Raw genomic sequence first — 25301 nt, forward strand, 5'->3', positions numbered from 1 at the left:
ATGCTCCTTTTTTAGCAAAATCCGTTATGTTGAATCCCTTTAGCAAACATGTGATAATACATTTATAATAGCTGATTTAATCGGTTTTTTATTTAGTCGAAAAAGAGATTATTTGCACAAATCCGTTTTATTGCACATACAAAAACAGGAAAGGCGGTTGACTCCGTGGACAACCTTGCTGCACGCTACCCTCTGCAAAGGATAGCTCCTTTTCGGGAATGGTCGCCGAGCGTCCATTACGCCCAATTTCAAAGCCTGCCGCCGGGCGCTATGCCGCGGCGAAGGCTGTATGATTTTGAGCTGCTGTATGTGACCCATGGAGAAGCAGCGACGCATATGCAAGGGCAGCGCTACACGCTTACAGCGGGCCAGCTTATTTTTTTGCCCTCGGGCGTCTATCACCAAAATGAGATTATATCGACTCCTGAAGCGAGGTTTCTCGGCATACACTTTGATTTTTTCGATGAGCTGGACGTTCAGACCGAGGCAGATATGGTCGTCTATACAGAGGAGGCTCAGGCAGATAAATTTGCGGTGGAGGCTTGCGCCGAGCAGCTCGCTCCGTTATCGGCAACCATTGTCTATACGCCTTCCCTCGTATGTGTCCAGCTTATGGAGCAACTCGTGCATGAGTTTACGATGCGTCCGCCCGGCTATGAGCTCGCCTGCAAAGCGTATATGCTGCAAATTCTCACCCATTTGCTGCGCTCCTCCTTATCCAGCTCCGCTACGCAGGGTTCTGTCCATGGGGACAAGCTGCTGGAGGTCATGAAGCAAATTGAAGAAGCACCCGCGGAGCGGTGGACGAATACAAGCCTTGCGAAACGGCTGAATTTGAGCGTCGATCATATGGCGAAGCTGTTTAAACAAATGGCGGGAATGCCGCCAAGCGAATTCGTGCAATCGATCCGCCACCGGGAGGCAAGAAGGCTGCTGCGCGAATCCGGTCTATCGATTGAAAGCATCGGCGAAAGCGTTGGCTATCCCGATATCCATTATTTCAGCCGTATTTTCCGCCGCCATGAAGGCATCTCGCCGCGCGAATACCGCAAGCTTTCGAACATTTTATAAGCAGCAGCCCCGTAACAAGCATGCCAAAAAGAGGACGCCTGATTTACATCAGAAGTCCTCTCATTGTTATTGCGGGCCCTAAAAGCTTAACTATAGGTGCTTGCAAAGCCGTGTTATGGGGTTGCATGCGTAAGCTTGCTGCTGGTGGAATGGCGGAGCAGACAGCGATAAGGTATGACCATTTTGACGGCGATTTCATATTGATTTTCCAAATAATCGATCAGCAGCTTGACTGCGAACATGCCCATCTCCAGCTTGGGCACATGAATGGTTGAAAGCGGCGGCGAAGTAAATTCGGATATTTCAATGTTATCGACGCCAAAAAAAGCAATGTCATCGGGAATTTTCAGCTCGCGCTCCGTCGCTGCGCGCATCGCCGCAATAGCCATCATGTCGCTGGCGGCAAAAATAGCCGTCGGCCGCTGCGCATTGTTCGCAAAAGCCTGCTTCGTCAGCTCGTAGCTGAGCGCCACATCCCATTTCACATTAATGACCCATTCATCGTCAATCGGCAAGCCCGCTTCCTTCAAGGCGCTTTGATACCCGAGAAAACGTTTTTCCGCACGGAAGTCATCCTTGTATTCCGAGCCGCCTATATAGGCGATATGGCGATGGCCCTGCGCGATAAGATGGTTCACCGCTTCCTTCGCAGCCGCCTCCCGGTCATAGCTGACCACGGGAACCTCCCGATCGGCAATATCGACGCCGACGACCGCCCGGACATTCGCTTTAATCCAGCGGTACGCTTCAGGATCGATCCGCTCCACGACGAGCATGCCGTCGATTTGATGCTCCTTCACGAGTGCCTGAAGCTGCTCGGTATCGGTTTCCTTCTCAATGCTGTATACGAATTCGAGGCGCATGCCCGAGGCGGCAAGCTCCTTCTCTATCCCTTCCAATATGACGGAAAAATAAGGGTTGTTGTATTTGTTTTGCGGAATCGCGACTACGCAGCCAATTCTATAGGCTGTTTTGGCTTCTGCCTTTTTCTTCTTTGCCGGTCGAAGCGTGCGATAGCCAAGCTGCTCGGCGGTTTCCCAAATTTTTTTACGGGTCTCGTCGCTAACGGAGCGATTCGCATCGTTCTTCATTACGCGTGAAACCGTCGAGATGGATACGCCAACGCGATCCGCTATATCTTTCAGTTTAGCCATTCCTGATTCCTCTCTTCACCCAAGCAATAGATATAAGCCCGACTATAATTGGGGCAAATTTTATTTGACTAACAATAATTTGCGGCAAATATAATTTTATAGCCCAGCCCCGGGGAAGTCAAGGAAATCGCCGTTTCTTAACCGCAAAAAAACACCAGGGAGGCTTGCTTTGCCCTGGCGTTTTTTGCGTCTTTTTAACCGTTTGCCTGCTCAAGTTCTGCCGCTACTCGTCTGCACCAATATTAACGGTCGCATCCTGCACACGCGGCTGCCCATCGATATCCAGTAAACCGATAATCGCGGTATCCGTATCGCCAGCATTAATAGCCGGGGAGGTCGCTTGCAGATGGAAGTCATTCAATGAGGCATTTACGAACTTAGGATCAACAAATAAGGAATGCGAGTCATTGCCGGAATTCGCTTTGTAGGCAGCGTAGCCGTCATACTCGACATTTTTCCAAACCCAATAGGCCTCCGAGCTTCTGCCTGCTGTAAAATACAAATTGTAATCGACGATGTTGCCGGCGTTTTGCGTATATTCATTATAGATGAGGACGCCTGTCGAGCTGGCCACCATAATATTGTTTTTAATCACGTTATTTTTCGTATCGAATTGAACGTAAAGCTGGCCGCTGCCATCGCCGAGCGTATCGTTTTTGTACAGCGTATTGTTGACGATTTTGCTGTCTGTCGTCGACCCGCGCTGCTTATCGTAGCCGCCCATAGCAATGCCGGTTAGACGGTTGTTGTAAATGATATTGCTGCGAACGGTAATATGGCTCGTTGATTTGCCTTTATGCTCGGAAGCGATTTCGATGCCAATATCATTGTTGTAGCTGTAGTTTTGCTCTATGATGCTGTCCTTGCCGCCATCGACATAAATGCCGCCAGCTGCGTTGCTGTTGTTTGGCAATTTCTTGCCGTAAGAAGGGTTGTTATTGGACGTAATGTTATAGACCCGGTTGCCCTTCACTAGACCGCCCCGAACCTGATCATAGGCTGCATTCGGGGCGGTTCCCTCAAAGCCGATCAGGTCGATGCCGATATTGTCATTGTCATGGATCAAATTATTCGTTACTTCGAACGTATCCACATTGCCATTGAGCACAAGCGATTCGCTGGAGCCGAGCACCAGATTGTACAGCTCATTGCCGTCGATCGTCAGATGGTTAAGCGAGGCCGGCGACTTCGTCCCATATACGGCAATGCCATGAGCATCACGGCCTTGCAGGCCGCTGCCTGTCGGCGTCACCGTATTTTTAATTGCATGAACTTTATTGTCCAGCAGGCCGATATAGCTTCCAGCTCCGCTTACATAGATGCCTATTGGCACCTTATTTTTCGATGTGCTTGTAAAATTGCGGATTTCCAAGCCTTTAATGGTCACATGGCTGACATCGGTCAAGTTAACGAGCCCTTCCGCCCCACTCGCCGTCAGACCCGCGCCGTCAATAACAGCCACCTCTTCTGCGTAGTTCGTGAAGAGGATTGGCCCTGCCGCAGCCGAGCCAGAGCGGGTTATGTTCAGCTTCTGGTTGTACACGCCGCCCCGAACGTAAACTGTGCTTCCAGCTGGCACCGCATCAGCTGCATGCTGCAGCGTTTTCCATGGCGCGGTTATCGTACCGGCATTAGAATCATTGCCCGTCGTTGCGACATAATATTCGGCTCCCTCCGCCGAAACGTCCGGTCCCGAAACACCGATGACGAGCAAGGTGAATACCGCCATGCCGAGCATGGCTGTTACATATTTATTCATTTTCATGACGAACGATCATCTCCTTGAGGAATGCTCCACTTTCGTAGCAGCCATTATGCTGTAGACCTCTGCTTATTTTGCCAGATAGATGGCCTCGTGGCTACCTTTTCTATTATATCGGCATTCTATAGGCCGTACCTTACACAATTACAAAACAACAGCAGCCCGGAACCGTAAGCTCGGTTCCAAGCTGCTGTTATTTTTCGTCTTAGTTTACTTTGGAAGTCAATTCCTTAATCGCCGCCATTAGATCGCCTTCGCCCGCAAGCGGAAGCTTGAGCGATTGCTCGCCATACGTCCATACGAGGTCGGTTTTCTTCGCCGTGAACGGCGATACGATGCCGTATTGCTGGGCGTCAAGGAAGATTTTGTTCGCTTCGCCCATCGTTTCGATATATGCGTCCGATGCCGCTTTATTAGCCGGAATCGAATACCCTTGCTTCGCCAGCTCCGTCTGCCCTTCTGGGCCCGCAAGCCATGCCAGCAGCTTGTAAGCTGCCGCTTCATGCTTCGTATTCGCGCTGATTGCCATGCCTGCCGGCTGGACAACCGTTTGGTTCGTCTTGAACTTCGGCAAATAAGAGATGCCGTAATCAATGCCCGCTTCTTTATAGTTGGCCGTATTCCAGCTGCCGCCCGGATTCATTGCAACCTTGCCTGTTGTAATCGCAAGGTTGACTTGGCCGCCAAGCCCTTCGATTTGCGCAGGCGTTGTGTTGATCTTTTTATTTTTCGTCAAATCAATAAAATATTGCAGCACTTCAATCGATTCCGGCGTATCGAGCGCAAGTGTTCCGTCATCATTGACGAGCTTGCCGCCATTCGACCACAGCTCAGGCTCCAGGAACCAGTCCATCGTCGAGCCTGGGGAAATCGAAAGGCCCCATTGCACGATGTTTTTGCCATCAAAGCCCGCTTCGCCTGCGTTTTTGCCGTTTTTATCAAACGTCAGCTTCGTTGCGATATCGGTAATTTCATCCCAAGTTGGCTCAAGCGATGGCACCGGCGCCTTCAGCGGGTTTGTTTTTTCATCAGAGAACAACGCTTTATTGTAGTACCATACGATGACGTTCGCATCAATGGGCAGCGACACCTGCTTGCCTTGATACTTATGAAGTCCCAGCAAGCTCGGATCCACATTGTTCAAATCAAATTTGTTGCCTTCGAGCAAGCCGTCCAGCTCTTTAAAAATGCCCAGCTCCGCATATTTCTCTACATAAGCATAGCTGGTTTTGAATACGTCTGGAAGCGTACCGCCTGCGGCATTCGCCGTCAGTCCGTCCCAGTAGCTGCCCCAGTCCTTGCCTTCCAGCTTGACGGTAATGCTCGGATTAGCCGTCATGAACTTGTTTAACAATTCCTGTGTGCGCTGAAGCTCCTCGGCCGTTCCCCATTGGGAATAGGTAATCGTTACAGCCTCTTCAGCTGGCGCGCTGGAATTGCCGCCGGCGCTTGCTGGATTCGCCGTATTCGTCTGTCCGCCTGCATTGCCGCCTCCGCAGCCCGTTACAAGAATAGACGTAGCCAACAACGTAGTACCTACACTCAACTTCCATTTGCTCTTCGTTTTCATATACAGTTCCCCTTTTACGTCATGTAGAAAGCAAGAAAACCAGAAACAGACCGCGCCATTACCCTTTGGAGCCCGTCAGCACCACCCCTTCCACAATGTAGCGTTGTGCGAAGAAATAAAGCAGGCCAATCGGAATGATGCTAATGAAAGCACCAGCAGCAAGCGCAGGGAAATCCTGGCTAGTTTGTCCAATCAGCAGCTGCAGGCCAACACTTAGCGTGAACAGCTCATTATTTTTGATATACAAAAACGGTCCGAGAAAATCGAGCCAAGAGTTGACGAAGGCGAAAATGATCGTCGTAATAATAATCGGCTTGGAGAGCGGCATAATGACTCGCGCATATACGGTCCAGCGATTGCCGCCATCGAGATAAGTCGCCTCATCCAGCTCCTGCGGAATCGTCAGAAAAAATTGCCGGAACAGAAAAATGTAATAAGCGCCTCCGAGCCATGCCGGAACGATCAGCGGCAGCCACGTATCGATCCACCCCAGCTTCGCAAACAGCACATACGATGGAATCATCATAATAGATGGCGGAATCATCAGCGTCAGCAGCACGATCGGAAAAAGCTTGTCCCGGTATTTCGTCGCAAAACGCGAAAAGCCATAAGCCACAATCGAGCTGGAAACGACAGCGCCCAAAGCGACGAAAAACGAAATTGCAAAGGAGTTTTGAATCCACTGCCACATCATCGGCTGGACGGCAAACAATCGCTCAAACGCCTCAAAGTTCATCTGTTCTGGAAAAATAGTCGGCGGCACCTTGTACGTCTCCGCCTTCGTCTTCATCATGGTCGAGAGCAACCACACGAGAGGCCCTACAAATAACACCAACGCTATGAGAAGCAATGCATATTTGGAGACCGCTGCTGTCATGCTGCTCTTTTGCCCGCCATTCATATAGATCCCCCTATCTCTCTCCTTCGTAATACACGAAGCGATTCGATATTTTCATCAGCACAAAGGTGACGAGCGAGATCAGCGCAAACAGAAAGATCGATTGTGACATCGCCATGCTGAACTTCAAGTCGGTAAAGGCCGATTTGTAAATATTGTAGACAAATGTATATGCTGCGTAGTTCGGACCGCCCTTGGAGAGCAGCAGCGCCTCCGTAAACATTTGAAAGTTGTACATCGTTTGAATAATGATGACGAATAAAATCGAAGGGCTAATCATCGGCAGCGTGATGGCTAAAAATTTGCGGACACCAGCCGCCCCGTCGATTTCAGCCGCCTCATACAAATGCCTTGGCACATTTTTGAGCGCCGCCAGAAAGATCAGCACTCCGCTTCCCGAAATCCATACTTGCAGCAGGATAATAACCGGCTTAATCGTATGCTCGCTTCCGAGCCAATCGGTTTTGTCGAAGCCGAGCAAACCTAACCCCGCATTCAAGATGCCAAATTCCGCATTGAAGACGAGCCGCCAAATAATGACGGTTGCCACAATTGGCACAAGCGTAGGCAAGTAATAGAAGGTACGGAACAACGCAATGCCCTTCACATTAAAATTAAGCAGCATCGCCAGCACCAGCATGCCCGCCGTTACGATCGGAACACCGAAAACGACGAAATACATCGTGTTGAGCAAGCTTTTCAGAAAAATCGGATCATCAATCATATGAATGAAGTTATCGAAGCCGACAAAGTTATAATTGACCGCGCCCGGCAGCTTCGCATCCGTAAACGCATAAAACACCGAAGTGCCGAATGGAATCAGGAAGAAAATCGTAAAGCCAATGATCCACGGCATAATAAATAGGAAAAACAGCAATGTGTCATATTTTCGCAAGCTATTCATCATGACACCCCTTAGCCAGTGATTTCTTCTAAATAGACGTACCGTTCTTCTAAAATAGATTTTTCGGCAGCGAGCGCGATCAGCAGCGCATTACGTCCAACCTGCGCCGTCGCAAACGGCTGCCTGCCTTCTCTTACGCATTTCAAGAAATCGATACGCTGCGTTTGGCCGCCTGTATGTCCGCCCATAATCGAATCCGACGTTACGTCAATGTCGAGATGGTCCTTCGTCCAATCCTCGCCGCCAACGATATCAATCGTCTTGTCATTGCGCGCAACCATCTGTCCGCCATTGTCGCCAATTAAGCCGATTTCAAGTCCTTCGCCAAGCAAGTTTCTTGGCTTCAAATACATGCAAAGACCGAGGTTCGCCTTGCTGCCATTGTCATAATCAATCGTAATGAAGGCGTGATCGACGATCGACGTATCGGAAATATTTTTCGCTGGATAATGGCTGTAGGAATTCGTAATGAGGTTCTCTTGCCCCTGCTTCATCACATGCTGGCCGCCGGAAGCAAATACGCGTACTGGATTCGCCTGAATCATCCAATTGAAAATATCAAAGTGGTGGCAATCCTTCTCGACGATCGCTCCGCCCGATCTCGACTTGTCATAAAACCATTCAGTTGGCGGGAACGGATCACGAAACTCCTTGCACCACATTAGCTTCACATCGCCCAGACGTCCATTTTCCAGCTCCTTGGCCATTCGGCGGTACAAGTTGGAATAACGGTAAACGAGCCCGATTTGCAAAATGCGCCCGGATTTTTCTGCCGCTTCAATGATGGCATCGCAATCCTCAATCGTGTGGGCAACCGGCTTTTCCAGAAAAACATGCTTGCCTGCCTCCAGAAAAGCAACCGCCACCTCGCGGTGCAAATAGTTCGGGACGCTGATGACAACCGCATCCACATCTTCTTTATGCAGCAGCTCGCGGTAATCCGTTACAATAACCGGGCTGCTGTTTTTAAGCTCAGCAACGGTACGCGCTACGTTAGCTTCGTTCATATCGCAGATATAACGAACGTCACTATCCGGCAGCAAATCAAAACCGATGCAATGATGCGATCCCATATCGCCGACACCGATAAAAGCCATTCTAATGTTCCCCATGTCTACACACTCCGTTGTCATAAATTTTGCGGCATTCGTTATTCACCGCGTCTCATGTCAGGTTATCTGACAAAGTTTTGTATCTGTTACGATAGTAAAACAGTTCGCCTATGTTGTCAATTAATTTTTGGCTAATTTTTCGCTATATTTGCGGCAAATAAATTGATATTTGCTAAAAACCTTGAATTGGCTGGGGTTTCATCAGGTTTTCATATTTATAAAACGCTTACAAGATGCTGTTTGTTACACCTCTCTTTTCATCTCGTTAAGTATTTGCCGCAAATTTATTTCATTTGATATAGATTATTACATGGAAATGAAGTTTGTCAACTGCTTTATATTTAGGCAAATTTCATGCGGGAATTGGAAATTTTCTCTTGTTCTGTATGTTCATATCGCCTATAATGCAACATATAACCGACTTCTGCATCATGAAAATCCCTCGAATTATTTGCCGCAAATTTTCATTTTTAAAAATCTATCATCTAGATGTTCCTGCTCACAATGCTCTCATGAAGGTAACAAATTAAAGGCAGATTTGGACAAGCCCGCTGTTCTGCTGAAGGGAGGTGATTTACCTGTAAAATGGAAGGATAGACGGCTATTCGTTCGCTTGAAAGTACTAGCGGGACAACCCTATACCCAAGGAGGTTTACCATGTTTAAAGCAGCCGGCAACAAAAAGCTATTGGTTCATTTATTTTTGATTTTTGCGCTCATCTTCGCGATCTTTCAACCGATTGGCACCGTTCCGGGAGCACAAGCCGCTACCATTACGGTCGATGGCAATGTCAGCGATTGGAGCAGCATTAACGCGCTCGCTACAGGTACGGGAGCCGCTCAAAGCTTCAAAATGACAAACGATGGAACAAATCTTTATTTGCTCATTCAAGGCTCAGGCTTAAGCACGGCAACGGGCAGCTTTTGGCTGAATATCGACAACAATACCGCGACGGGCTATCAGGCATCAGGCTGGGGCGCTACTGGCATCGAATGGCTGCTGGAAAATGCCGGGTTATACCGCTATGCAGGGACCGGAAGCAATTGGAGTTGGAATGCCAACACCACCCTTTCCTCCTCCCAATTTTTCCGCAGCTCATCGGTTATTGAAGTCGCCATACCTCTGGCCACTTTACAGATCAGCGCTGGCAGCACCATTCAAGCTGGCTATATCGATAACAACTCCACAACCTCGCGGCTGCCTGCGGCAAGCCAGACGCTGCCCTCTTATTTGCTTACTTCCAGCGGCGGATCCAGCGACCCTGGCGGAGCGACAACGGTCGCATACCCGCTTGAGCTCGACAGCCCGCTTAATAACCCGTTTAAAGGCTGGGCTCCATCGGCTAAAACGACTGGCTACCCCCAGCAGCACAAGCTCGTTTATGCCGGGGTAACCTGGAAGGAGCTTGAATCGACGAAGGGAACGTATAATTTCGCTGCCATTGAAGCGACGAACAATTTCGCTCATTGGAACAGCCTAGGCGTTAAAGTTGTACTGCGGTTTATTCTAGACAGCCCAACTGGCGCAGCGCACCGGGATATTCCCGATTGGCTTTATAATGATATGGTCGCCCTCGGCCAATCTCCAGGCACCGCTTATAACGATACGACAGGCGGAATGGGCACTGGCAACAATATGGGCTTTTCGCCCAACTACAGCTCTGCTTATTTAATTGAGCGGCATAAGCTCGCTATTGAAGCCATTGCCGCCCGGTATAATACAAATGAGCGTCCGGTCGCTTTTGTGCAAATTGGCTCGATTGGCCATTGGGCGGAATTTCACACTTGGCCTTATGTAGGGCCAAATGGCGAAGCTAATTACACGGGCGCTTTCCCTCCAAATGCGATTTCAAATCAATATGTGCAGCATTATATTGATGCCTTTGCCGGCAAAGAGGACAAAATGCAGGTGCTGATCAGACGCAGCATTGCGCTTGCCAAAACGAACAATAAGGGGCTAGTTATGGGCATGTTTAACGATGTGTTCGGACATAAAGACAGCTTCGATGCCGATTGGGGCTGGTATACCGGCACGCAAAATGGCTACTGGGACGACATCGGCCAGCAGCAGCCAGCGCACGCTAACTTTTGGGAGACGCGCATTTCAGGCGGGGAATTTTATGGCGGAGCGTCCGGCATGACTGCCGCGCTCACTACGGGCAGCGGCTTTACGGAAACGCAACGCCAGACGGAGCTGAGCAAGCCAAGCTGGCTCGGTCCCAACTCGCCAGCTTCGCTCGCGGTAGGCAATACGCTGCAAAGCAATATGGATACCTTGAAAAAACGGATGGGCTATCATTTTGTTGTGAAGGAAATTTCACATCCATCTGCTATAACCGGAAGCACGTTTGCGACAACGATCAAGGTGGAAAATAAAGGCGTTCAGCACTTCCCATTCGGCTGGCCAGTCGAAATCCAGCTGCGCAGCGGCAATACGATCGTCGCGAAGAAGACGACAACCGTCGATTTGCGCACGTGGAAAACAGGCACTTATACAATTTCCGATTCGATCCCCGTCACCGGACTTGCTGCGGGAACCTATGATATCGCAATTGCGATCATCAGCCCGCAAACGAATGCGCCGGGCGTCGACTTTGCAAATACGAACAGGCTCGCGGATGGGGCTTATAAGCTGAGCAGCGTGACGAAATAGTAGATGGATTGAGGAATGGAATGCTGTAATGAATGTTAAAACGGCTGCCGAGGATGCTCGACAGCCGTTTTTTTGTTTGTAGGGTTCTAATTGAAGCAGCATCTTTGAAGCATATCTATTAAGCTTCATGCTCTCGCATGGAAAACAACTTCCAAACTGCAAGAGAAATGGGTATCAAATTATCTATACCATACTGTCCACCAACGCGTGGAAGTGCTCAGGCTATCATCTATTTCCAAGAAACGGTAGGTATAACCGTTATATTGAATAGTTGCACCAATAAAATCAGAGCGGGAATAATCTTTCTTAGGATACGGAAGACCAATCATCGTACACGACGGACAATAGGCTGCAGGAGCAATGACATTGGAGTTGGCGTTAGTTACCGACTGGGCAGATACAGGGATAGCAGAAATCAAACACAATATAATAACCATACCTAATAAAACTAACTTGCTCTTCTTCAAAATCACAACACACCTTTCAATAATATAAGATTTGAAATATTGGAATACATTTCAACATCAAGTATACTATTGAACGACAAAATAATTCATGAGTCTCCATGACTAAAAACAATTTTTTCGTTTGTAAATTATTGTAGTTTTTTAAATTAAAATTTTTTCCGCTGATCAGGTCAGTCATTGAATTGCGTTTCATTCCACGCTCTTGCACGGAGAGCGACGCATGCTCGCAGAAGATTTAGAGTTTAGGTTACGTGTTTCAATCCACGCTCTCGTACGGAGAGCGACTGATAAACACAGGGATTTTTATGATGCGATTATGTTTCAATCCACGCTCTCGCACGGAGAGCGACGTAGCGCCTTATACGATGAATTTGAGCTTCTTTCTGTTTCAATCCACGCTCTCGCACGGAGAGCGACTGACGCTCGTTCCGCACGCTTCAAACCGCGTGTAAGTTTCAATCCACGCTCTCGCACGGAGAGCGACCCAGAACGGTCCTGGCGGCGGCCACAATATTGGACGGTTTCAATCCACGCTCTCGCACGGAGAGCGACGCGGATTTACATAAATAACCTTCCCGTCAACAAGTTTCAATCCACGCTCTCGCACGGAGAGCGACCAAGATGCGGCGTGAATATCAAACCACCGCTGGGTTTCAATCCACGCTCTCGCACGGAGAGCGACGCAAGCATAAATGTGACGCGCAAAATGATTGCACGTTTCAATCCACGCTCTCGCACGGAGAGCGACGGCAAATTGATGGTTTTAAGCTCACAAACAGCAGGTTTCAATCCACGCTCTCGCACGGAGAGCGACAGCATACCATGAAAAGCCTTCACTAGCGCGGGAAAAATACATATTTTCCGCGAACCTTATCTACCCAGTCTAATCAATGAGCTAAAATAAATACTATTATTGCAACCCGCCATATAAAATACAGTGTGCGAACCTCCTAGGAAATTCATGGGTGCTTAAGGTTCGCACAGCAAAAATTTATTCAGTAATTTCGACTTAAATATATTGTTCTAAATCAATACACCTAATCTTTCCCGTTTCATAATAAGTGTATCTTAACAACTAATCCACTATCAAAATCCCTTCAGGATCATAGCCTTCCTTGGCACCTACATGCTCCACACGCTTCTTCCAGTTGGCACCAAGCAAATAATAGCGCAGGCTATCTGTATTTTCATTAATTTCCTTAGATAGCTGATCTTTCAATTGCTTGAATTGCAGAGGGTCTACAATGCATTCAAAAACAGAGTTTTGAACACGCTGTCCGTAATTTAGGCAGCACTTCGCAACCTGTCGCAGCCGTCTTCGGCCTTCGGGCGTCGTCGTATTCACATCATACGTTACTAGAATCATCATTGAATTTATCCCCTACTTCCACAAAAATGGAGGATATTCCTCCAAATCTCCTCGAATCGTCCTTGCCAATAATAGTGCTTGGCTATAAGGAAGCAAACCAATTGGAATGATTTCATCCAAAAAAGGGTGACGAATTTCTTCACGCTTTCTTTTTTGCCAAGCCGTAATTAGCTCTTTCTTCAAATCCGGCTTTAGCAACACTGCACCGTTTTCTTTAATCGTAAAATCATTCGCATGAATCTGCTTACGGTTGATAAGGGAGAGCACTAAACGATCTGCCATATAAGCCCGCAACTCTTCCATTAAATCCAACGCAAGGCTTGGTCTCCCTGGACGATCACGATGGAGAAAGCCCGCCGCAGGATCAAGACCCACCGTTTCGAGTGCGGATTGAACTTCTAATCGAAGCAAGGTATATGTATAAGACAATAGCGCATTAACACGATCAAGAGGAGGCCGACGATTACGCCCCCTCAAATAAAAACTTTCTTTATCTGCCAAAATCAACTCATTAAATGCCGAAAAATAGCGGCGTGCTGCTTCTCCTTCAATGCCTCGTATATCATCCAGCCCAGGAACAGTTAACACCTTATTTAGATACCTTTTTAAGAAATCAGCTTCTTTGTTCACTTTATCTGATGCAATATTTGATCCATGATCGCGTATAGCCCGATTTAAAACTGTTCTTGAATTGGCGATTTTAGCAAAAATAAACCTCTTCGCATAAATGGCTGCTCTCTCACCGTCAGCCAGCCGATACTGTTTGCGTCTAAGCAGCACATTCCCAGTTGTCTTCCCATGTACACTTGCCATAAATTGCCCATTCTCTTGTAAAAACGATAAGGAGACTCCACGCTCTGCACACAGCTGCATCAAGGACGGACTTGCACCCGCATACCCCACTGTTACGATACTTTCCAAAATATGAATCGGCATTCGTAGAGGATCACGATCCTCCGCTTTGACGATTATATTTTCCCCTTCACGGGTTAAATAGCTGCTAGGCGATGTAATATATAACGTATTTAACAGCTTACGCATATGATGTTTACTCCTTTCTTCGTTTAACCCATCTCCTTGTCTAAATAGTGCTGAAGATATCCCCTAGTTTGCTTAGATTTTCGAGATAGGATTGCCGGCATACATATATCCAATAGCGAGCAATTTTTACATTTGGAGGAATACACAGCTGGAAGCGTTACTCCTGCTAAAAATAATCCATGCATTTCTTCAAACAAAGCATAAACTCGCCGCCTTAATCCTTCAGTTAGGGTAACGCTAACCCTTCTGCCGCGCTCACCATAATACAATGCTCCTTCCGTTAGTTGGACACCGAACATCTCTTCAAGCGCCATTGCCTGGGCACATAGTTGTACCTCGTCCCAATCTCCGCTTTTTGGTTTACCGCGCTTGTACTCTACCGGAAAAGGACGCCATAGCCCTTCCCGGCCTGGAAGAGCAATGGCGTCTCTTTCTCCTATAATGCTACCGCTTCTAGAACTTACTACTGCATGGAATTCAACCACATCCGCTTTACCATAAAACCCAATCGAATAACAAACGAGTGGCAGAGCCCTTGAGATGAGCACATCGCCGCGCGTTTCACTAAAGTAAGGATCATCCGCCCGGCCGTGCATTTGTTGACCTTCATAAGTAAGAACATTTTCGCTCCACTGCTGCTCGATGTGAATCAGACTCCACTGACGCTTGCAGAAAGCATAATGCTGAACACCAGATAGCATCAGCAAATTATCTTCCTGATACAGCAACTTCTTTGCCATTGCCCGCCCCCTCTTATTCGCCTACCATTCTAGTATTTTGATACCTTCAGGCAAATCATCCCTATTAATCGTAATCTCATATTCTTTGAAAGAACGAATCGGCTCTACTGGCAGACTCTGGTCTCTCACACGAATAGCATCAACACGTTCCAACAATTGGTGAGCGGGAGCATTACCAAGCCTTGTCTCATGCTGGAAAGCAACAAGTTTTCGAACCGTCATTTGTCCCCGTGATGCTGAGCGATCATGCTCAAACATATGAAGCAGAGCTTCCCATAACAATTCCAAATCATTGTTCGTAAATCCCGTCTTTTCTGCCAAATAACCTGAAATATACCCATCCATACGGTAGAGACCATATGGAACTATGTGTTTACGTCCCATTTCTCTTTCTTTAGCAGCTCCTTCTTGCGTTACTGCCTGACGAGTAATTGTTAGCTCCTGAGGAAAAATAGGATCAATGCTCCGGGCAAACGTAAACTGAATCGGCCCACGCACCTGTCCACAATTCACCTTAGTTGTCATAACTGCACCAAAGGTACGAATATCAAAGAAATTATCACACATCCAACGTGTTAATTGACGTGATTGTTCCTGACTTTTAGGCTTCAATTCCTTAGTATCAGCATCATCTGGTCGAATCGCTCGATATGCGCGGCGTTGCTGCTCATTAAGCACTGCGCCCTCTGTCACATAAATGTTAAAGCCTTCTTCCCCTTCCCTAGTCAGCTCAATATAATTGCGGACTTTTCGTTTAATACATACATCAGTCACAATACCATGACCTGTCTCTGGATCGGTACGCGGCATATTTCCTGCATCGGGATCACCATTGGGGTTACCATTTGTTACATCAAAAAAAATGGAGAAATCATATCTTTGAGCTAACGCACTATTTTGCCCGACTTTTTCCAATTCTGCTTGTTCAATTGCCATTTTCAATCATCGCCTCTCAAATCGTATTTTCAAAACATAGAGATGGATTATTATCAACTAAGCTTCTTCGCTATTAGATGACTGTTGATGGTCTTTTTCTTGTATTGATATTGGTTCTGCTTGCTGCTTTTTGCTGGTAAACAATTGTTGTTTTTGATGATAGTAACCAAGAATAAATAAACCCTGCTCTTGTTGATTTAAAGTTGTTGGGATAGGATATATTCCTTTTAAGATTTTCTGGTAAAGAATATCGTAGGTTACCGCCAAGCCACCGTTCCCATTGGAACGCATTTTTTTCAGATGATGGTTAGTCAAATTTTTGAATAAAAAAGTAAATACAGCTAGCGGTCTAGTAGCGGCCGATGCAAAATATTTATCCTTAATAGTTGCATTTAACTTATTATCCCCTACCGATTCGATCTGCACCTTCTCCAACACAGCAAATGCTCTTCCTAAGCGATAACCGACATCTTTACTTTCTTCATTTATACTCACAGATAAAGCCCCCTCTAATTGCAAATTATTATTCAGGCGAGCGTATCTACTCCAGTAGGCTTTAATAATGCCGACACGCAACTGATTAACAATTCCATCCACATGAATGCGATTAACAATGCTCATATAAAGTGCGTGTGGATAAGCGTTCCCCTGCACGATTGCACGCAAAACTGCTCCCCCTAGTCCAGGCGGCGAACCTTCCCCTACCTTTTTGCCTTCGATGCTTACGCGCCTCGTTTCTTCCATTATACGGTAAATTGGAGGAGTCTCCGCCCGGTAATCTTTTAAACCCGCTATGTCCATATCTGCACTGTGCGCATTTAGGTTTTCTAACATTTGTCCAAAATGACCTTGCCAGAACATCCGCACTGAAATTCTTGCCATATTTGGAGAAAGTCCAAGAACGTAAAATGGTGTCTCTTTAATCGACAACATATCTTCAGTTAGGTTTTTCCCTTGCTGAACGCGCTTTATAACATCCATAATCTGATCTGTTGCTTTATTTTCCAATGCTATAGCGCGATTTTGATTAAACGCATTCACAACAATTCTCTCCATATCTTCTCCAAACGGAGAAGCACCAGCCCAGAATACAACCGTCATATCGCCAATGCCTGTAATGGTATTCGTATCCGACTCTAACATATGATTTAACGCTGTCGTGTAGCCGAAGGCTGCCGTTTTGCTGACAGGCGCATTAAAGCTCTGTTTTTTGCCATACGATAGGAAAGAATCAACATTGAAGGATACAAGCGCCGCTCCAGATGACTGCGCCCCGCGAACGCCTTTAATTTTAATTTCATGAGTCTGGGCAATCGGCTCCCCCGCTTTACCCGTAATTAGACATTGCCCGATAAGCTCAGAGCTTGCTTTCTTACTTTCCATATAACGAATCCAACACGTTTTTACCGCTTCACGTTCATGAAGATATCCATCCGTATCTTCATCAAGTCGAAATACCATGTTGCAATCGAGCCCTTTATCTAAATCATCAATAAAATTTTGGAGCTTTGGATGCTCACGTACTGTTTCAATATTCCAATGGGAGAAGAATGCAAGAATGGCCTTGGCTCCATCGTCCTCCACTTTATGCAAAATATCGCGATGAAGCTCTACACAAGCTTCGTACTTTCTACGTGCATCCACTACCTTCTTAGTATCTGTCGCCGAAGCGTTTGCAACATTCGCGATAGCATGGTATCCTAGCAAATATTCTGGCTTGTCCGATAGAAAGAATGGCTTAATGCCACTACTTCTGCTGCCTTGTTCAGGAATATTTATAGCCGATGCTTTTCTTCTCTTCCCGTCTACTTCACGAATATCCACTATATTTAACAATTCACCTGTAGCTGAAATGACTAATACGAAAGAGATTTTGCCCATGCTGCTATACATTGGACTTATCTTTGATTTAGGATTTCTGATAAGCTGCTCATAACGTTCATATAAAGCTTGAATGATCATAGAAGCGGCTCACCTCCTCCTTTTGATCTAGGAACTTCTATCACTCCGCAACGCATGTTCGCTCGAAAAAAATGCGGGGTCATTTCATTGTTAAAATCAATGTCCCATAACATCCAACCTAAGTCCTTCTCTGCTACATCTGTATATGCGTAGGAATGGATGGCTTCCTCTACTTCTACTAATTCGAAACTCGCTGGAAATTCACGGCATCCTAAATATGGTTGTTGAAAGCACTGCCCTTTACGGGCTCTGCGAAGAAAAATATTATAATGCTTCTCTGGAGAATCCTCAGCTCCCGCCGCATCCGTCATTTCAAAATGAGCCTCTATTACATAAGCTACTTGCTTTAGCATAAGTGTCGCACGCTGCTGCCGTTCCTCCGTTACGATTTGCGCAAGCGTTATCGGTTTGCCATCCATAGCCTGTTGAACATTACGAGCGGAGATGATACCTTCCACTTCATTTCTGCGAATCGTTTCAAACTGAATGGGCTTTAATACATGAATACGATCAATGACCCAACGAATGGCAGGCTTCCAATGTATACTTTCCAGTATCCCTCGTGCTGCCGAAGGAGTAATGACATCATAGCTTACGCGCTCTGCCTTCATCTCTGGTCTTGTAAAACAAGCGTAATCTCCCCATACTCTTAAGCGAATACCATATCCCATAGTAAATCCTCCTCTCTTAAAAAATATAAATTTCATCCTCATGAAATTGCTGAGAATATGGAATTACACCGAGCTTATCGTCATACCATTTAGCAGGATTTTTAAGTACCCAGACCCCTTCTCGCACTTGCTCGATTTCCCCTGCCTTTTGAAACGCATTGAACTCATTAGGATAAAGCTGCACAACATACGGCTGGAGTTGCCTCAATATGCTAGTCATTGGAAAAGCAAATTGCAGTTGATCAATAAGCTTCCAGGCCTTACTGTTATTGCGCCCTCCTTGTTTATGCCCATGTTCATCTATATAAACCCCATCGTCTAAAGCATTATCCTTCTTCTCATCTCTCTCTTCGCATCTTTCATAAGGCACAATTACAGCCTTGGCAGCCGTCTCAATAAGCTGAAATCGCTGAGCGATTTCTCGAAACGGAAACTCCAGCAACGCACCTCTCCGCTCTATTAATTCTAATATTCCCTTCGAATCTGTTTTATCCACTTTGCCACTGCTTTGATAGAAATACAGCTCGTTAAAATATTTCCGCACTGCCTCCAAAGACAAGGGGTCATCTTTGTATTTCTCCAGCACAGATTGCGTAACTTCTGCTGTTGCGCTAAACCACCCTGGCGGTAATCCATATTCTGTTTCAAACACATAGGTATACCCTAGCAGAGCTTTTCCGTTACGATTACAGCGTCCTGCTGCTTGAGCAATAGAATCCAAGCCTGCCATTTCCCTATATACCGCAGGAAAATCAATATCTACACCAGCCTCAATAAGCTGCGTACTAATAACGGTACAAGGTAGATTTTTCTTATCATCTAACCTCTCTTGAATAAGGGCTAATGTTTCTGTCCGATGGATCGGACACATTCGAGCACTTAGATGAAAAAATCCCTCCTTCATCGCATCTTCACTACTACGCTTGAGACACTGAGCATAGATTTCCCGTGCTATTTTACGTGTATTCACAACACACAGCACCTGTTTATGAGAAGCAAGTTGTTCATCGATTTGATTCAAACTTAACGTTCCGACTTGCTTTATGCGCACGCGTTTGAACTGCTCGAATCTCAAGGGCACATCATCTGTTAACTCTTCTATTTGAATAGGCTCAGGAAACAGTTTCTCTATTTCCGGTTGCGTTGCTGTACACAACAATACCGTTGCCCCATAGTTCTGCGTTAACTCCTGCAAAGCATAAAGTGAAGGTTTGAACAAACCACCATTCATGAGTTGCGCTTCATCTAAAATAATGATGCTGTTTGCTAAATTATGCAGCTTGCGACAACGAGCACGTTTATTTGCAAACAAAGATTCAAAAAACTGCACATTAGTAGTTACAATAATAGGATAATCCCAATTCTCCTCCGCGAGTTGAAGCTTCTCTTTCAAATCAACGCTTCCATCCTCGCTTTCTTGTTTCTTCTCATGCTGCACGTTAGAATGATGCTCCAGCACATTTTTACTACCCACAATTTTTCGGAATATTCGCGCATTTTGTTCGATAATGCTTGTATATGGAATCACATAAATGATTCTTCTGATACCTTGATCGTCATTAGTTGAATGGTGAATGGCATGACGAAGTGCGTATCCGAGGGAAATAAGCGTCTTGCCGCTCCCAGTAGGTAGAGTAAGTGTCTTCATTCCTCTTGGGCTTTGCGCCCTAGTTATGCAGTGAGTTAGCAATTCTAAGCGATTAATATTAATTGATGACTTCGGAACACCAAACTCATCTTGTATGTAAGTTTCAAATTTTTTAAATAGCTTTGGAAAATCTGCTATTTTTCCTCGTTTGGCACTCTGCTTCTGATTCGAGAAAGCCTCAGAATTAAGCGAGTCCGCGTCAATTAAACAAGAGAAAATCATTCTTGTGAAAAAAGCGAGTTGAAACTCCGGCGATATTCCTGGCTTCAGAGAGAGCGAAAGTTTATTTAGGCCGAGCTGCTGTGGCAGCTCATTAAAGGCCGCTTCTTGATAAGGCTCGACCTCTTTTTTTAGTCTATTAAACAACGTCGACTCTTCACCCGCATCTGTACCGCAATCCGGAAGACCCGCATGGTGTCCTGCTATGATATAAGCCAACAGCAAGGCGTAATCGCCCTTTTCACGTTCCATCATATGCTGTGCCCCTGCCGTTGCGTGATCCACGGCTATTTGAGAACCCGCTAGCCTGAGCTGAAATTTCTTCGAATACTTGCCTAAATCATGTAGGATTCCAGCTGCTTTTCCCCAATCTCTTGCACCAAAAGCAGCCGCAAAATGTCCAGCTAGCTCAGCTACTTCTTGAAGATGTACAATAAGCAGCTGCCACGTTGCTTTATCCTCTGATTTTGTTCGATGCGCATAGTACATGAGAATCACCTCGACATTTTTCACTGAGACCTATATACCATTGCTTTCCATAAGTGTACGAGTTAACCTATTGGTTGTAAAGACATTTTTTACCTGAATTACTATTTTAAAAGTCGTCCTGAATCTAGTTGAGGATGTGGATTGAAACCCTATTTTAAAGATTCCGTTTGACGCTCCCCGTAAGGGGAGCCTAATCTCACTTATATTCATCACGCTAACTTTCTACTGTCCAACGTAACCCTAAAACTTCAATTTTTGTTTAAAATAAAGGCCGTAATCCACAGAGCACTTATCTGGCGGATTACGGCCTTTTTAGCTAAAAACATCTGGTTTTAGAATGGGCATTATTAAACCTATAGTTAGATGTTATTGAATGTGACTGCATTTTTACATCGTTTAAAACAAAACTATCTGATTGCCCAAAATCCAAAGCTGAATAATCGGGAGTTCTTGTACCTCAGCCGTGAAATTCTATCGTCGATCTTACTGTCGTTAAAATTTGTAAACGTTTTCATATAATCACCACCTCCTAAAAATCAAGACTTAACATTATATGAAAAAGTCTGAGGAGATATGCATGTGGGAAGAATAAAAACAAACTCAGGTCGCATAAAAGAATTTTTAATATAGAGAAGCACGAAAAAACATCAAGCCACTATATCAATGGAATAGTTCATTAGGAGATGTCTTACGTTTTCAAAAAACATTTGCACTGAGAGCAACATATCACCGCCACTACCACCTACATCATCCCCCATGTGATTGAATCCACGCTCTCGCACGGAGAGCGACGATAGCGGCAGCGATAGTGAAAATTGAAGCGACAGTTTCAATCCACGCTCTCGCACGGAGAGCGACGCTAGCCCCCGTCAGGATGTAAATATAGATCGGCGTGTTTCAATCCACGCTCTCGCACGGAGAGCGACTAGCAGTAAATACAGCGAAATGGGTACATGCTCGTTTCAATTCACGCTCTCGCACGGAGAGCGACCAGCGACGGCAGCGGAAGCGGCGGCCAAGTTGGAGTTTCAATTCACGCTCTCGCACGGAGAGCGACGTTTCCGCAGCGTGCGCAGCGCAGCACGCCAGAGTTTCAATCCACGCTCTCGCACGGAGAGCGACAATGATGACGGCCTGCTTGCCTATACTCGTTTTATGTTTCAATCCACGCTCTCGCACGGAGAGCGACCGTATCGCTAAACATAGAAATATGGTCTAGCATGTTTCAATCCACGCTCTCGCACGGAGAGCGACATTTGGTGGGCTCGCCTAGACGGCGGCACTGGCAGCGTTTCAATCCACGCTCTCGCACGGAGAGCGACCAAACGGCCCACGCCAGTTAAGATACAGCGGCATGTTTCAATCCACGCTCTCGCACGGAGAGCGACATGCAATGGCGGAAATGGCGGCAGCTGGTGAGGTGGTTTCAATCCACGCTCTCGCACGGAGAGCGACTCCAGTATTTAACGATTCCCAAAACAAGAGGCAGGTTTCAATCCACGCTCTCGCACGGAGAGCGACGTGGGAATGATTGTTACAACATTTTTAGGATTTTATGTTTCAATCCACGCTCTCGCACGGAGAGCGACTCTACTGGCGTACAGTCGCGCAGAACCAAACCGGTTTCAATCCACGCTCTCGCACGGAGAGCGACTATACCAGGTAGATATGTAGAGATAAACGGCAATGTTTCAATCCACGCTCTCGCACGGAGAGCGACCTCTAGCCGCCGTGATATCTTCCAGCATCTTCGCGTTTCAATCCACGCTCTCGCACGGAGAGCGACAATTGACACAACTGGCTTACCGTTTATTTGCTCTGGTTTCAATCCACGCTCTCGCACGGAGAGCGACCCCACGCCTTTGTCCTGCGTATCGGAGCCGGTACCGGTTTCAATCCACGCTCTCGCACGGAGAGCGACTCTCCGAAATCCCATCAGCTTGGTAGCCAGCATGGTTTCAATCCACGCTCTCGCACGGAGAGCGACGCGAGAGCTCGACGGAACGTTGAAGTACATTGACGAGTTTCAATCCACGCTCTCGCACGGAGAGCGACAAGAGCCTGTGGAAGAGGCTCTCGTAAACGACCTGTTTCAATCCACGCTCTCGCACGGAGAGCGACCCATCCTCAATAAGCTTCTCTGCTATATCTGCCGGTTTCAATCCACGCTCTCGCACGGAGAGCGACGCGTATATTTGACGGGGTTTTCAGATAGCTTCGTTGTTTCAATCCACGCTCTCGCACGGAGAGCGACCTTCACGTCGTCCGGGTCTTCTACTCCCGTCGCGGTGTTTCAATCCACGCTCTCGCACGGAGAGCGACCAGGCGAAGACGGAGCAAGCCCGAAATGCTGCATGTTTCAATCCACGCTCTCGCACGGAGAGCGACTCGTCCACTTCTGCGCCCAAGTCATGCGCCGTATGTTTCAATCCACGCTCTCGCACGGAGAGCGACATGGTCGTGTTTGGCGTTTTTGTTCTGATAATTATGTTTCAATCCACGCTCTCGCACGGAGAGCGACAAAGCCCCCTTAAGCCGCCGCCTTTTTGAGCCCACGTTTCAATCCACGCTCTCGCACGGAGAGCGACAAGCATAAGTTGTCAACGCAAACAAGGATTGCGCGTTTCAATCCACGCTCTCGCACGGAGAGCGACGCATAAAACGAGACAAGGGGTTGTGTTAATGTCGGTTTCAATCCACGCTCTCGCACGGAGAGCGACGAATTCTTTAGCGATTTTGGCAGACATTTCATGAGTTTCAATCCACGCTCTCGCACGGAGAGCGACCTAACATGCCTATGATAGATATATAACATCATAGGGGTTTCAATCCACGCTCTCGCACGGAGAGCGACTTTACTTTTCTTTTTCGCACCCTCTACCATGTTACGTTTCAATCCACGCTCTCGCACGGAGAGCGACCTTCATGAGCAAACGTCAAAGTGACGAATTCACTGTTTCAATCCACGCTCTCGCACGGAGAGCGACAAGCCCCCTTAAGCCGCCGCCTTTTTGAGCCCACGTTTCAATCCACGCTCTCGCACGGAGAGCGACGAGCAGCTTGTCCCAATATTTACGACGCAGCTTAGGTTTCAATCCACGCTCTCGCACGGAGAGCGACCGTAACAGTGTTGTGCTGAAGAATGTGTTTAAATTTGTTTCAATCCACGCTCTCGCACGGAGAGCGACTCTCAGCCTCAGCCTCAGCAGAATGTTTATAATCAGTTTCAATCCACGCTCTCGCACGGAGAGCGACGGTTTCTCTTGCTAGTATTAGCCGTATTTTTCCTCGTTTCAATCCACGCTCTCGCACGGAGAGCGACCTATACGTTTCAACGCCAACAACCGCGATAGCACAGTTTCAATCCACGCTCTCGCACGGAGAGCGACACTTTTGCCCGATCCTATTACCCCTATATACTGTTGTTTCAATCCACGCTCTCGCACGGAGAGCGACCTATCATAGACAATTTAACCCATGGTAGTCAATAGTTTCAATCCACGCTCTCGCACGGAGAGCGACAGCATATCTCATGAAGCCTTGCACAGCAAGGGGAAAATGGTATATATCCGCGAACCTCTTCATTCAACTCCATTTCCTAATGCCCATGGAAATAAAAATCCGAGTTTTCCCTGATCTGGCGCAGTGTGCGAAACTCCCGGGGTTTTCATGGGGGCTTAACGTTCGCGCGACACTTCTCTTTTATCCTAGCATTCAAACCTGCCACTTACAATCATTTCCTGCGAAACTCCACTCACCCGCTCAAGGCTCAAACCCCGCCTGACTTATAAAAAGCTGCTCTTCCCCAAAAACCTCACGGAACTGCCGATAAACAGCCTCGTAAGCCGAAGGCTCATTCCATTCCTCAGCTCCCAGCTGCGCATACAGTGTCTCCAGTCCAAGTCGCATAGTTCGTTTACCACCGCTTCCATCACCCATAAAATAATCGTCTATGCACACCCGATCCACGAGCGGAGCTAGCTTGCCTGCAAATGCCTCGCTGCTTGGCAGCAGCGGCGCAACCGCCGCCTGAGTCGGTACTCCTGCTTCCTTCAACAATTGCAAAGCTTTCAATCGCGCTTGAATAGGCGGAGCCATCGGTGAAAAATGCTTCCGAATCGCCTCCAAATCTGTCTCCACCGTCATACTGACGCGTACCCGACTTCCCAGGCGGTGAAGCAAGTCGATATCGCGAGTGACCAGCGGGCTTCTCGTCTGAACTAGTAAAAAGTCCGGCGGTTCCTCCGCCATCGCCTCCAGCAAGGAGCGCGTCACCTGCTCCTTATATTCGGCTGGCTGATACGGGTCTGTACTGGAAGACATAAAAATCGTCACGGGCCCCTTCGCCTTCGTTTTTCGCAGCTCTTTCTTAAGCAGCTCGGCAGCATTCAGCTTGACATCAACCCAGCTTCCCCATTCCTGCCCACGGAAAATGGACACCGGCATGCCGCGCACATAGCAATAAGAGCAAGCAAATGCGCAGCCTGTATAAGGATTGAGCGAATGGCTGTAGCCTGACAGAAAGCCGGTTCCTTTATTAAGCAGCGTCTTCGGCTGCTTATATAAAAGCACACTTTTCATCGTAACCCCTCCAGCTTGCAGAAAGCAGGCTTTGCTTTATTCAGCTTTGCTCTAC

The 25301-nt window shown here is 47.1% G+C and carries 17 protein-coding genes and 2 CRISPR repeat arrays; of the genes, 2 read left to right on the plus strand and 15 right to left on the minus strand.

Annotated elements, in window-relative coordinates; translation table 11 throughout:
• Positions 1 to 165 precede the first annotated feature (165 nt).
• Positions 166 to 1071, plus strand: a complete 906-nt coding sequence (locus tag BBD42_RS29700; protein WP_099521088.1) for an AraC family transcriptional regulator — start codon at positions 166 to 168, stop codon at positions 1069 to 1071.
• A 113-nt stretch (positions 1072 to 1184) separates the two neighbouring features.
• Here the strand turns inward: BBD42_RS29700 and BBD42_RS29705 are convergent, their stop codons facing one another.
• From BBD42_RS29705 to BBD42_RS29730, 6 genes are all read right to left on the minus strand, one after another.
• Entirely contained in the window at positions 1185 to 2225 is a 1041-nt protein-coding gene (locus BBD42_RS29705) for a LacI family DNA-binding transcriptional regulator (RefSeq protein WP_099521089.1), read from the minus strand.
• Between the two features lie 223 nt (positions 2226 to 2448).
• Entirely contained in the window at positions 2449 to 3954 is a 1506-nt protein-coding gene (locus BBD42_RS29710) for a right-handed parallel beta-helix repeat-containing protein (protein ID WP_481855991.1), read from the minus strand.
• Positions 3955 to 4192: 238 nt separating this feature from the next.
• Entirely contained in the window at positions 4193 to 5557 is a 1365-nt protein-coding gene (locus BBD42_RS29715; protein WP_099521090.1) for an ABC transporter substrate-binding protein, read from the minus strand.
• A 58-nt stretch (positions 5558 to 5615) separates the two neighbouring features.
• A complete protein-coding gene (locus tag BBD42_RS29720; protein WP_099521091.1) occupies positions 5616 to 6458 on the minus strand; it encodes a carbohydrate ABC transporter permease in 843 nt (280 codons plus the stop codon).
• A gap of 10 nt (positions 6459 to 6468) precedes the next feature.
• A complete protein-coding gene (locus BBD42_RS29725; RefSeq protein ID WP_099521092.1) occupies positions 6469 to 7362 on the minus strand; it encodes a carbohydrate ABC transporter permease in 894 nt (297 codons plus the stop codon).
• 8 nt (positions 7363 to 7370) lie between these two features.
• Positions 7371 to 8471, minus strand: coding sequence for a Gfo/Idh/MocA family protein (locus BBD42_RS29730; protein WP_099521093.1), 1101 nt, complete (start codon positions 8469 to 8471; stop codon positions 7371 to 7373).
• Between the two features lie 657 nt (positions 8472 to 9128).
• On the opposite strand from BBD42_RS29730, the gene BBD42_RS29735 reads away from it, so the two are divergent.
• Entirely contained in the window at positions 9129 to 11123 is a 1995-nt protein-coding gene (locus BBD42_RS29735; protein ID WP_099521094.1) for a DUF4832 domain-containing protein, read from the plus strand.
• 179 nt (positions 11124 to 11302) lie between these two features.
• Here the strand turns inward: BBD42_RS29735 and BBD42_RS31645 are convergent, their stop codons facing one another.
• From BBD42_RS31645 to BBD42_RS29775, 9 genes are all read right to left on the minus strand, one after another.
• Positions 11303 to 11590, minus strand: coding sequence for a hypothetical protein (locus tag BBD42_RS31645; protein WP_150131618.1), 288 nt, complete (start codon positions 11588 to 11590; stop codon positions 11303 to 11305).
• Between the two features lie 186 nt (positions 11591 to 11776).
• Positions 11777 to 12404: a CRISPR direct-repeat array (repeat unit 32 nt; unit sequence GTTTCAATCCACGCTCTCGCACGGAGAGCGAC).
• A gap of 261 nt (positions 12405 to 12665) precedes the next feature.
• Positions 12666 to 12959: a CRISPR-associated endonuclease Cas2 gene (gene cas2 / locus BBD42_RS29740; protein ID WP_099521095.1), complete on the minus strand. Its 294-nt coding sequence runs from the start codon at positions 12957 to 12959 to the stop codon at positions 12666 to 12668.
• A gap of 12 nt (positions 12960 to 12971) precedes the next feature.
• Positions 12972 to 14000 carry a type I-C CRISPR-associated endonuclease Cas1c gene (gene cas1c, locus BBD42_RS29745; RefSeq protein ID WP_099521096.1) on the minus strand — a complete coding sequence of 343 codons (1029 nt, stop codon included), beginning with the start codon at positions 13998 to 14000 and terminating at the stop codon, positions 12972 to 12974.
• Positions 14001 to 14023: 23 nt separating this feature from the next.
• A complete protein-coding gene (gene cas4 / locus BBD42_RS29750) occupies positions 14024 to 14740 on the minus strand; it encodes a CRISPR-associated protein Cas4 (RefSeq protein ID WP_216364894.1) in 717 nt (238 codons plus the stop codon).
• Positions 14741 to 14761: 21 nt separating this feature from the next.
• A complete protein-coding gene (gene cas7c / locus BBD42_RS29755; RefSeq protein ID WP_056042045.1) occupies positions 14762 to 15676 on the minus strand; it encodes a type I-C CRISPR-associated protein Cas7/Csd2 in 915 nt (304 codons plus the stop codon).
• A 57-nt stretch (positions 15677 to 15733) separates the two neighbouring features.
• A complete protein-coding gene (cas8c, locus tag BBD42_RS29760; RefSeq protein ID WP_099521097.1) occupies positions 15734 to 17638 on the minus strand; it encodes a type I-C CRISPR-associated protein Cas8c/Csd1 in 1905 nt (634 codons plus the stop codon).
• Complete coding sequence (gene cas5c, locus BBD42_RS29765) at positions 17635 to 18345, minus strand: type I-C CRISPR-associated protein Cas5c (protein WP_237163279.1); 711 nt, start codon at positions 18343 to 18345, stop codon at positions 17635 to 17637. Before cas5c ends, cas8c begins: the two co-directional genes overlap by 4 nt.
• Positions 18326 to 20665: a CRISPR-associated helicase/endonuclease Cas3 gene (locus BBD42_RS29770; protein ID WP_099521099.1), complete on the minus strand. Its 2340-nt coding sequence runs from the start codon at positions 20663 to 20665 to the stop codon at positions 18326 to 18328. The genes cas5c and BBD42_RS29770 overlap by 20 nt, the downstream gene beginning before the upstream one ends.
• A 760-nt stretch (positions 20666 to 21425) precedes the next feature.
• A CRISPR array of direct repeats spans positions 21426 to 24187; the repeat unit is 32 nt; unit sequence GTTTCAATCCACGCTCTCGCACGGAGAGCGAC.
• A gap of 240 nt (positions 24188 to 24427) precedes the next feature.
• Positions 24428 to 25246, minus strand: coding sequence for an SPL family radical SAM protein (locus tag BBD42_RS29775; protein ID WP_099521100.1), 819 nt, complete (start codon positions 25244 to 25246; stop codon positions 24428 to 24430).
• Positions 25247 to 25301 lie beyond the last annotated feature (55 nt).

The sequence above is a fragment of the Paenibacillus sp. BIHB 4019 genome, assembly GCF_002741035.1.
Classification (GTDB): domain Bacteria; phylum Bacillota; class Bacilli; order Paenibacillales; family Paenibacillaceae; genus Pristimantibacillus.

What these genes read in the sequence shown, in the direction of transcription:
- BBD42_RS29705 (WP_099521089.1), bottom strand. Translation starts at nt 2,225, where the DNA reads ATGGCTAAACTGAAAGATATAGCGGATCGCGTTGGCGTATCCATCTCG.
- BBD42_RS29710 (WP_481855991.1), bottom strand. Translation starts at nt 3,954, where the DNA reads ATGGCGGTATTCACCTTGCTCGTCATCGGTGTTTCGGGACCGGACGTT.
- BBD42_RS29715 (WP_099521090.1), bottom strand. Translation starts at nt 5,557, where the DNA reads ATGAAAACGAAGAGCAAATGGAAGTTGAGTGTAGGTACTACGTTGTTG.
- BBD42_RS29720 (WP_099521091.1), bottom strand. Translation starts at nt 6,458, where the DNA reads ATGAATGGCGGGCAAAAGAGCAGCATGACAGCAGCGGTCTCCAAATAT.
- BBD42_RS29725 (WP_099521092.1), bottom strand. Translation starts at nt 7,362, where the DNA reads ATGATGAATAGCTTGCGAAAATATGACACATTGCTGTTTTTCCTATTT.
- BBD42_RS29730 (WP_099521093.1), bottom strand. Translation starts at nt 8,471, where the DNA reads ATGGGGAACATTAGAATGGCTTTTATCGGTGTCGGCGATATGGGATCG.
- BBD42_RS29735 (WP_099521094.1), top strand. Translation starts at nt 9,129, where the DNA reads ATGTTTAAAGCAGCCGGCAACAAAAAGCTATTGGTTCATTTATTTTTG.
- cas2 (WP_099521095.1), bottom strand. Translation starts at nt 12,959, where the DNA reads ATGATGATTCTAGTAACGTATGATGTGAATACGACGACGCCCGAAGGC.
- cas1c (WP_099521096.1), bottom strand. Translation starts at nt 14,000, where the DNA reads ATGCGTAAGCTGTTAAATACGTTATATATTACATCGCCTAGCAGCTAT.
- cas4 (WP_216364894.1), bottom strand. Translation starts at nt 14,740, where the DNA reads ATGGCAAAGAAGTTGCTGTATCAGGAAGATAATTTGCTGATGCTATCT.
- cas7c (WP_056042045.1), bottom strand. Translation starts at nt 15,676, where the DNA reads ATGGCAATTGAACAAGCAGAATTGGAAAAAGTCGGGCAAAATAGTGCG.
- cas8c (WP_099521097.1), bottom strand. Translation starts at nt 17,638, where the DNA reads ATGATCATTCAAGCTTTATATGAACGTTATGAGCAGCTTATCAGAAAT.
- cas5c (WP_237163279.1), bottom strand. Translation starts at nt 18,345, where the DNA reads ATGAAATTTATATTTTTTAAGAGAGGAGGATTTACTATGGGATATGGT.
- BBD42_RS29770 (WP_099521099.1), bottom strand. Translation starts at nt 20,665, where the DNA reads ATGTACTATGCGCATCGAACAAAATCAGAGGATAAAGCAACGTGGCAG.
- BBD42_RS29775 (WP_099521100.1), bottom strand. Translation starts at nt 25,246, where the DNA reads ATGAAAAGTGTGCTTTTATATAAGCAGCCGAAGACGCTGCTTAATAAA.